We start from the raw sequence: 7,418 nt of genomic DNA on the forward strand, positions 1-7,418 counted from the left end.
AGTAGCACGCTCAAGACCCGAAGCGGAGTGATCTAGCCATGGGCAGGTTGAAGCGGAGGTAAGACTTCGTGGAGGACCGAACCCACCAGGGTTGAAAACCTGGGGGATGACCTGTGGTTAGGGGTGAAAGGCCAATCAAACTCCGTGATAGCTGGTTCTCCCCGAAATGCATTTAGGTGCAGCGTCGTGTGTTTCTTGCCGGAGGTAGAGCACTGGATAGGCGATGGGCCCTACCGGGTTACTGACCTTAGCCAAACTCCGAATGCCGGTAAGTGAGAGCACGGCAGTGAGACTGTGGGGGATAAGCTCCATGGTCGAGAGGGAAACAGCCCAGAGCATCGACTAAGGCCCCTAAGCGTACGCTAAGTGGGAAAGGATGTGGAGTCGCAGAGACAACCAGGAGGTTGGCTTAGAAGCAGCCACCCTTGAAAGAGTGCGTAATAGCTCACTGGTCAAGTGATTCCGCGCCGACAATGTAGCGGGGCTCAAGCGTACCGCCGAAGTCGTGTCATTGCAGCAATAGGGCCAACGCCCGCTGTGATGGGTAGGGGAGCGTCGTGTGCCGGGTGAAGCAGCCGCGGAAGCGAGTTGTGGACGGTTCACGAGTGAGAATGCAGGCATGAGTAGCGATACACACGTGAGAAACGTGTGCGCCGATTGACTAAGGGTTCCTGGGTCAAGCTGATCTGCCCAGGGTAAGTCGGGACCTAAGGCGAGGCCGACAGGCGTAGTCGATGGACAACCGGTTGATATTCCGGTACCCGCTTTGAAACGCCCAGTATCGAGCCCATTAATGCTAAGTCCGTGAAGCCGTTCCGGACCCTTCGGGGAATGGAAAGTGGTGGAGCCGACGGACCAAGGTGGTAGTAGGTAAGCGATGGGGTGACGCAGGAAGGTAGTCCAGCCCGGGCGGTGGTAGTCCCGGGGTAAGGGTGTAGGGCGTTGTCCAGGTAAATCCGGACAGCATATAGCCTGAGACCTGATGCCGAGCCGATTGTGGTGAAGTGGATGATCCTATGCTGTCGAGAAAAGCCTCTAGCGAGTTTCATGGCGGCCCGTACCCTAAACCGACTCAGGTGGTCAGGTAGAGAATACCGAGGCGTTCGGGTGAACTATGGTTAAGGAACTCGGCAAAATGCCCCCGTAACTTCGGGAGAAGGGGGGCCACGTCTGGTGATGAGTCTTGCACTCTGAGCTGGGGGTGGCCGCAGAGACCAGCGAGAAGCGACTGTTTACTAAAAACACAGGTCCGTGCGAAGCCGTAAGGCGATGTATACGGACTGACGCCTGCCCGGTGCTGGAACGTTAAGGGGACCGGTTAGTGACCTTTCGGGGTTGCGAAGCTGAGAACTTAAGCGCCAGTAAACGGCGGTGGTAACTATAACCATCCTAAGGTAGCGAAATTCCTTGTCGGGTAAGTTCCGACCTGCACGAATGGCGTAACGACTTCTCGACTGTCTCAACCATAGGCCCGGTGAAATTGCACTACGAGTAAAGATGCTCGTTTCGCGCAGCAGGACGGAAAGACCCCGGGACCTTTACTACAGTTTGATATTGGTGTTCGGTTCGGCTTGTGTAGGATAGGTGGGAGACTTTGAAGCTGTGACGCCAGTCATGGTGGAGTCGCCGTTGAAATACCACTCTGGTCGTGCTGGATGTCTAACCTCGGTCCGTGATCCGGATCAGGGACAGTGTCTGATGGGTAGTTTAACTGGGGCGGTTGCCTCCTAAAGAGTAACGGAGGCGCCCAAAGGTTCCCTCAGCCTGGTTGGCAATCAGGTGTTGAGTGTAAGTGCACAAGGGAGCTTGACTGTGAGACCGACGGGTCGAGCAGGGACGAAAGTCGGGACTAGTGATCCGGCGGTGGCTTGTGGAAGCGCCGTCGCTCAACGGATAAAAGGTACCCCGGGGATAACAGGCTGATCTTCCCCAAGAGTCCATATCGACGGGATGGTTTGGCACCTCGATGTCGGCTCGTCGCATCCTGGGGCTGGAGTCGGTCCCAAGGGTTGGGCTGTTCGCCCATTAAAGCGGTACGCGAGCTGGGTTTAGAACGTCGTGAGACAGTTCGGTCCCTATCCGCTGCGCGCGCAGGAATATTGAGAAGGGCTGTCCCTAGTACGAGAGGACCGGGACGGACGAACCTCTGGTGTGCCAGTTGTCCTGCCAAGGGCATGGCTGGTTGGCTACGTTCGGGAGGGATAACCGCTGAAAGCATCTAAGCGGGAAGCCTGCTTCGAGATGAGTATTCCCACCTCCTTGAGAGGGTAAGGCTCCCAGTAGACGACTGGGTTGATAGGCCGGATGTGGAAGCCCAGTAATGGGTGGAGCTGACCGGTACTAATAGGCCGAGGGCTTGTCCTCAGTTGCTCGCGTCCACTGTGTTAGTTCTGAAGTAACGAACACGCCCCCCTTTGGGTGGTGCGGCGGTTCATATCTTCATAGTGTTTCGGTGGTCATAGCGTTAGGGAAACGCCCGGTTACATTCCGAACCCGGAAGCTAAGCCTTTCAGCGCCGATGGTACTGCAGGGGGGACCCTGTGGGAGAGTAGGACGCCGCCGAACAATTTTTAGCCTCAGCCCCTGGACTCTGTCCGGGGGCTGAGGCATTTCCGCGTTCTAAACTGAGGCCATGCGCTACGACCTGGTCATCTTCGACAACGACGGTGTGCTCGTGGACAGCGAGCCGATTTCCAACACACTGCTGGCCGCCTATCTGACGGAACTCGGGCACCCCACCACGTACGAGGAATCCGTGCGCGACTACATGGGGTCCGCCATGCACCGCATTCACGACCTGGTCGAGGAGCGCGGTGGGCAGCGGCTGCCCGCGGACTTCGACGAGACGTTCCACGCCCGGGTCTTCGCCGCGTTTCAGGAGCGGCTGGAAGGCGTCCCCGGAGCCGGGAACGTCGTCGAGCTGCTCGCCCGGAGCGGGGTGCCGTACTGCGTGGCGTCCTCCGGGAGCCACGAGCGGATCCGGGTGGGGCACCGTAAGACCGGGCTCGACGCCTGGTTCCGGGACGAGATCGTCTTCAGCGCCGAGGACGTGGGCCGGGGCAAGCCGGCGCCGGACCTCTTCCTCCACGCTGCCGCGCGGATGGGGGTGGATCCCCAGCGGTGCGTGGTCGTCGAGGACAGCGCGCTCGGGGTGCGGGCGGCGGTGGCGGCCGGGATGGACGTCTACGGGTTCACCGCGATGACGCCCGCGGAGAAGCTCGCCGGGGTCACCGGGCACTTCGGCGCGATGGACGAACTGCCGGCGATATTGGGTCTGTGATCCATCTACCCAGCGGTAGTTTCCGGCCCTACGCTGTGCCGCCATGACGGATGCGCGGTTGCGGCGTGGGCGGGGATCCCTGGCGGTCAGTTTCTTCGTACAGGGCGTCACCTTCGCCCTGCTCGTGACCCGAATACCGGCGATCCAGGACCAGTACGGGATCTCCGACGGGCTGCTGCCGGCCTTCCTGGCGGCCGTGCCGATCCTGGCCGGGGTGGCGAGCGTGATGACCGAGAAGGTCGTCGTGCGGGTCGGGCCCGCCGTGGTGCTGCGCTGGGCACAGCCCTTCGTACTGCTCGCGCTCCTGGCCGTGGGCATGGGCTCCGAACTGTGGCACGCGGCGGTCGCGCTGGGGCTGTTCGGACTTGCGGTGGGTGCCCTCGACGCCTCCATGAACATGCTGGGGGTGAGCCTCCAGCGGGCGTACGGGCGGAGCATCATGCTCGGCTTCCATGCCTCGTACAGCCTCGGGGGGATCGCGGGGGCCTCGCTGGCCTGGGTGGGGGCGCACTGGCACCTGTCGCTGTTCGTCTCGTACCTGCCGGTGGTGGCCGTTCTGCTGCCCGTGGTGATCGTCGGGAGCCGGTGGTACGCGGCGGGCGGGGACGGACCGGTCGCGGAGCCGACGGAGCCGGGACAGCCGGGGGAGAAGGGGCGAGGGGGCCCTTTCCGGTTGCTGTTGCCGCTGTGTCTGGTGATGACCTTCGCGTACATAGGGGACTCGACGGTCTCCAACTGGAGTGCCAAGTACCTCCAGGACGTGCTCGGCAGTTCGGAGGAGCTGGCGACCGTGCCGTACAACGCGTACATGGTGACGACGCTCCTCGGGCGGACCGTCGGGGACTTCGGGGTGCGGCGGCTGGGGGCGGTGGCCGTCGTGCGGTGCGGTGCGGTGCTCGCGGCGGTCGGCTTCGGTCTGGTGGCGCTGTCGCCGGGGGCCTGGGCGGGGATCGCCGGGTTCACGGTGCTCGGGCTCGGACTGAGCGTGCTGGTGCCGCAGACGTTCGCGGCGGCCGGGCGGCTCTTCCCGGGGAACAGCGACGCGGCGGTGGCACGGCTCAACGTCTTCAACTACGTCGGGTTCCTGATCGGGTCGCCGCTGGTGGGCGCCCTGGGGGACGCGTGGAGCTACCGGTGGGCGATGCTCGTGCCGATGCTGCTCGTCCTGGTGACGGTGGTGTACGCCACGTCGTTCGGGGCGCGCGGGGCCCGATACGGTGGCGGGCATGAGCAGCCGCGCACTGTTGATGTGGGATGAAGGTGTCACGCGGTACGACTTCGGGCCCGAGCATCCGATGGACCCGGTCCGGCTCGCGCTGACGATGTCGCTGGTGCGGGCCTTCGGGCTCGACCGGGCGGTGGACGTGGTGGCCGCGAAGCCCGCGGGGGACTCGACGTTGCGGCTCGTGCACCGCGAGGATTACGTGGCGGCGGTGCGGGCGGCGTCGGTGGAACCGCGCCGGGCCGACCAGGCGTACGGGCTCGGCACGGTCGACGATCCGGCGTTCGCCGGGATGCACGAGGCGTCGGCGCTGATCGCCGGGCAGTCGGTGGGGGCGGCGGAGGCGCTGTGGCGCGGCGAGGCCGCGCACGCGGTGAACTTCGCGGGCGGGCTGCACCACGCGATGCCGGGGGCGGCCTCGGGCTTCTGCGTCTACAACGACGCCTCCCTGGCGATCGCCCGGCTGCTCGAACTGGGCGCGGAGCGGGTGGCGTACGTGGACGTGGACGTGCACCACGGCGACGGGGTGCAGGCGGCGTTCTGGGAGGACCCCCGGGTGCTGACCGTGTCGTTGCACGAGCATCCGCGGACCCTCTTTCCGCACACGGGGTGGCCGGAGGAGTCGGGCGCGGACGGGCCCGGTGAGGGCGGGGCCGTGAACGTGGCGCTGCCCGCCGGGACGGGGGACGCGGGGTGGGTGCGGGCCTTCCACGCGGTCGTGCCGGAGCTGCTCGCGGAGTTCCGGCCGCAGGTCCTCGTCACCCAGCACGGGGCGGACACGCACTTCGAGGACCCGCTGGCGCACCTGGCGGTGTCGCTCGACGCGCAGCGGGCGGTGCAGGAGGCGTGCCACGAGCTGGCGCACGAGTACGCCGAGGGTCGCTGGCTGGCGTTGGGCGGCGGTGGGTACGCGGTGGTGGACGTCGTACCGCGGTCGTGGACGCATCTGGTGGGGATCGCCGCGCACGCTCCGGTGGACCCGGCGTCGGTGATCCCGGGGTCCTGGCGGGACGAGGTGTACGCGCGGACCCGTCAGCCGGGTCCCGCGCGGATGACGGACGGGCGGTGGCCGGTGGGCTTCCGGGAATGGGCGGCGGGGTACGACCCGGCGGACCGGCTCGACCAGGCGGTGCTGGCGACCCGTAAGGCGGCCTTCCCCTTGCGGGGGCTGCTGGCCTGAGGGGTCGCCGGGGAGCGGCACCTCGCTTCCGGGCAGGTGCCAGGGTGTGTCGCCCGGGGGCCGCAGGAACGTTCTGGCGGGTGTTACGCCGACAGTGCGGTGTGCGGGGGAATCGGGGTCCGGGGTCGGAGTGTTCCGGGAGCATCGTGGGGGTGTGGGGTACCGGGGCGCTGCGGGCGCATCTGTTGGCGGCGGGGTTGGCGGGCACGGTGGCGACCTCGCGGGAGGCGAACCTGCGGAGCTACCGGCTCTTCGCGGCGCGTGATCCGAGGGTGCTGCTGGGGCTGGACCCCGTCCGGGGGTGGGACGAGGCGGAACTGCTGCGGCTGATGGCCGACAGGTGCGGGGTGTCGGGGGACCCGTCGCACCGGTCGGGGGCGGATGTGATCGATCCGGAGCGGACCCTCCGGGCGCTCGACGCGTTCGCCGCGCGACTGGGAGAGGCGGCGGCGCGGCGGGTTCCGGTGCTTCTCGGGACGGGGCATCCGCATCGTCTGCTCGGTTTCTACGTCGCTCTCGCAGACGCGTTGTCGGCGGCGGGATGTCTTGTCCTCACCCCGGCGCAGGGGAGATGTGTCGACATAACGACCCGGTTCGGCGTACGTACGCACCTTCTCGACTACGTCCGGGGGGTCGCGATGGTGCGAGAACCGGGGCCGTCCGGGGGAGGGCGTGTGCCGGGGGCGCATTCCCACTCGCCGCTGCCGGTTCGGGCCGCGCTGGAGGGGGCCGCCGAGGTCGGAGGGCCGCTGCCCGGGCTCGTGGTGGGGGACCACGGCTGGGTCTGCGGTGCAGGTCAGCTGGGTATCGAGGCCATCGGTCTGGCCGATACGGATGATCCCGCGCTGTTCGTCGGAGAGGCGGAGGGGCAGGTGTCGGTGGTCGTTCCGCTTGACGACGGGGTGCGCTCCGACCACTACCGCCCGCTCACGCGCTATGTACTCAATCGAGCGTGTCTGTCACGGTAAACGGTCGATGGCAGCTCCTCTTCCCCACTCGTACCACCCGCCCCTAGTCTGGAGCGTGAGCGCTTGGCGACGAAGAGTCACCGGAGGGGAAGCCGGTGGGCGTCGCGGCGGAAGGTACAGGTGGGTCATGGCTGCTGGCGATCGACCTCTCAACGAGGTCAAGTTTCTGACCGTGGCGGAAGTAGCCTCGGTGATGCGCGTCTCCAAGATGACGGTGTACCGCTTGGTGCACAGCGGTCATCTGCCGGCGATCCGGGTGGGCAGGTCCTTCCGGGTGCCGGAACAGGCGGTGCACGAGTACCTGCGGGAGTCCTTCGTGGGGGTGGGGACCGCGTAGCGCGAGCGCGGCGACAACGCCGGGAAAGCTCCGTATGTCCCTCGGATTACAAGCGCGGTGCTCGGGACGGTAGGCTAGGCCGACGTAGGTCGTGTGGGCCCAGACGCCCCGCACCGATTCTCGCCGGGAGGCGAGGATGTTCCGAGAAGTGAGCGAGGGTAGTCGTGGGCTCTGTTATCAAGAAGCGGCGTAAGCGGATGGCCAAGAAGAAGCACCGCAAGCTGCTCAAGCGCACGCGCGTTCAGCGTCGCAACAAGAAGTAGGCGACCGCTGCACCGCAGCGTTCCGTGTGTCAGGCGTGGCCCCTCACCGTTCGCGGTGAGGGGCCACGCCTCATTGCGCGGGGAAACCCCCGCGCCACCGTGGGGGGGCCCCGAAGCCCGCGGGGCGCCCCCGTGGGGGGGGAACGGGGTGGGCGTGACCCGGGCGGC

At 66.3% G+C, this 7,418-nt stretch carries 6 protein-coding genes and 2 rRNA genes; all 8 read left to right on the forward strand.

The genetic code is table 11. The features are described 5' to 3' along the window. Positions 1–2,364: ribosomal RNA gene (locus tag ACIRQY_RS18775) — 23S ribosomal RNA — on the forward strand; the annotation flags it as partial. 84 nt (positions 2,365–2,448) lie between these two features. Further along, a 5S ribosomal RNA gene (rrf, locus tag ACIRQY_RS18780) occupies positions 2,449–2,565 on the forward strand. A gap of 67 nt (positions 2,566–2,632) precedes the next feature. Next, a complete protein-coding gene (locus ACIRQY_RS18785) occupies positions 2,633–3,280 on the forward strand; it encodes an HAD family hydrolase (RefSeq protein ID WP_403926958.1) in 648 nt (215 codons plus the stop codon). Positions 3,281–3,323: 43 nt separating this feature from the next. Further along, a complete protein-coding gene (locus ACIRQY_RS18790; protein WP_403926961.1) occupies positions 3,324–4,538 on the forward strand; it encodes an MFS transporter in 1,215 nt (404 codons plus the stop codon). Further along, positions 4,507–5,682, forward strand: coding sequence for an acetoin utilization protein AcuC (locus tag ACIRQY_RS18795; RefSeq protein ID WP_351789360.1), 1,176 nt, complete (start codon positions 4,507–4,509; stop codon positions 5,680–5,682). Before ACIRQY_RS18790 ends, ACIRQY_RS18795 begins: the two co-directional genes overlap by 32 nt. Positions 5,683–5,834: 152 nt before the next feature. Next, entirely contained in the window at positions 5,835–6,650 is an 816-nt protein-coding gene (locus ACIRQY_RS18800; protein ID WP_403926964.1) for a phosphatase, read from the forward strand. 127 nt (positions 6,651–6,777) lie between these two features. Continuing rightward, complete coding sequence (locus tag ACIRQY_RS18805; RefSeq protein ID WP_030223786.1) at positions 6,778–6,987, forward strand: helix-turn-helix domain-containing protein; 210 nt, start codon at positions 6,778–6,780, stop codon at positions 6,985–6,987. Between the two features lie 164 nt (positions 6,988–7,151). Then, positions 7,152–7,250 carry a 30S ribosomal protein bS22 gene (locus ACIRQY_RS18810; RefSeq protein WP_003948845.1) on the forward strand — a complete coding sequence of 33 codons (99 nt, stop codon included), beginning with the start codon at positions 7,152–7,154 and terminating at the stop codon, positions 7,248–7,250. Positions 7,251–7,418 lie beyond the last annotated feature (168 nt).

It is taken from the genome of Streptomyces sp. NPDC101490, assembly GCF_044767145.1.
Taxonomy (GTDB): Bacteria; Actinomycetota; Actinomycetes; order Streptomycetales; family Streptomycetaceae; genus Streptomyces.

Excerpts from the sequence above, each read along its gene's own strand:
- ACIRQY_RS18805 (WP_030223786.1), top strand. The coding sequence starts at position 6,778 with ATGGCTGCTGGCGATCGACCTCTCAACGAGGTCAAGTTTCTGACCGTG.
- ACIRQY_RS18795 (WP_351789360.1), top strand. The coding sequence starts at position 4,507 with ATGAGCAGCCGCGCACTGTTGATGTGGGATGAAGGTGTCACGCGGTAC.
- ACIRQY_RS18785 (WP_403926958.1), top strand. The coding sequence starts at position 2,633 with ATGCGCTACGACCTGGTCATCTTCGACAACGACGGTGTGCTCGTGGAC.
- ACIRQY_RS18790 (WP_403926961.1), top strand. The coding sequence starts at position 3,324 with ATGACGGATGCGCGGTTGCGGCGTGGGCGGGGATCCCTGGCGGTCAGT.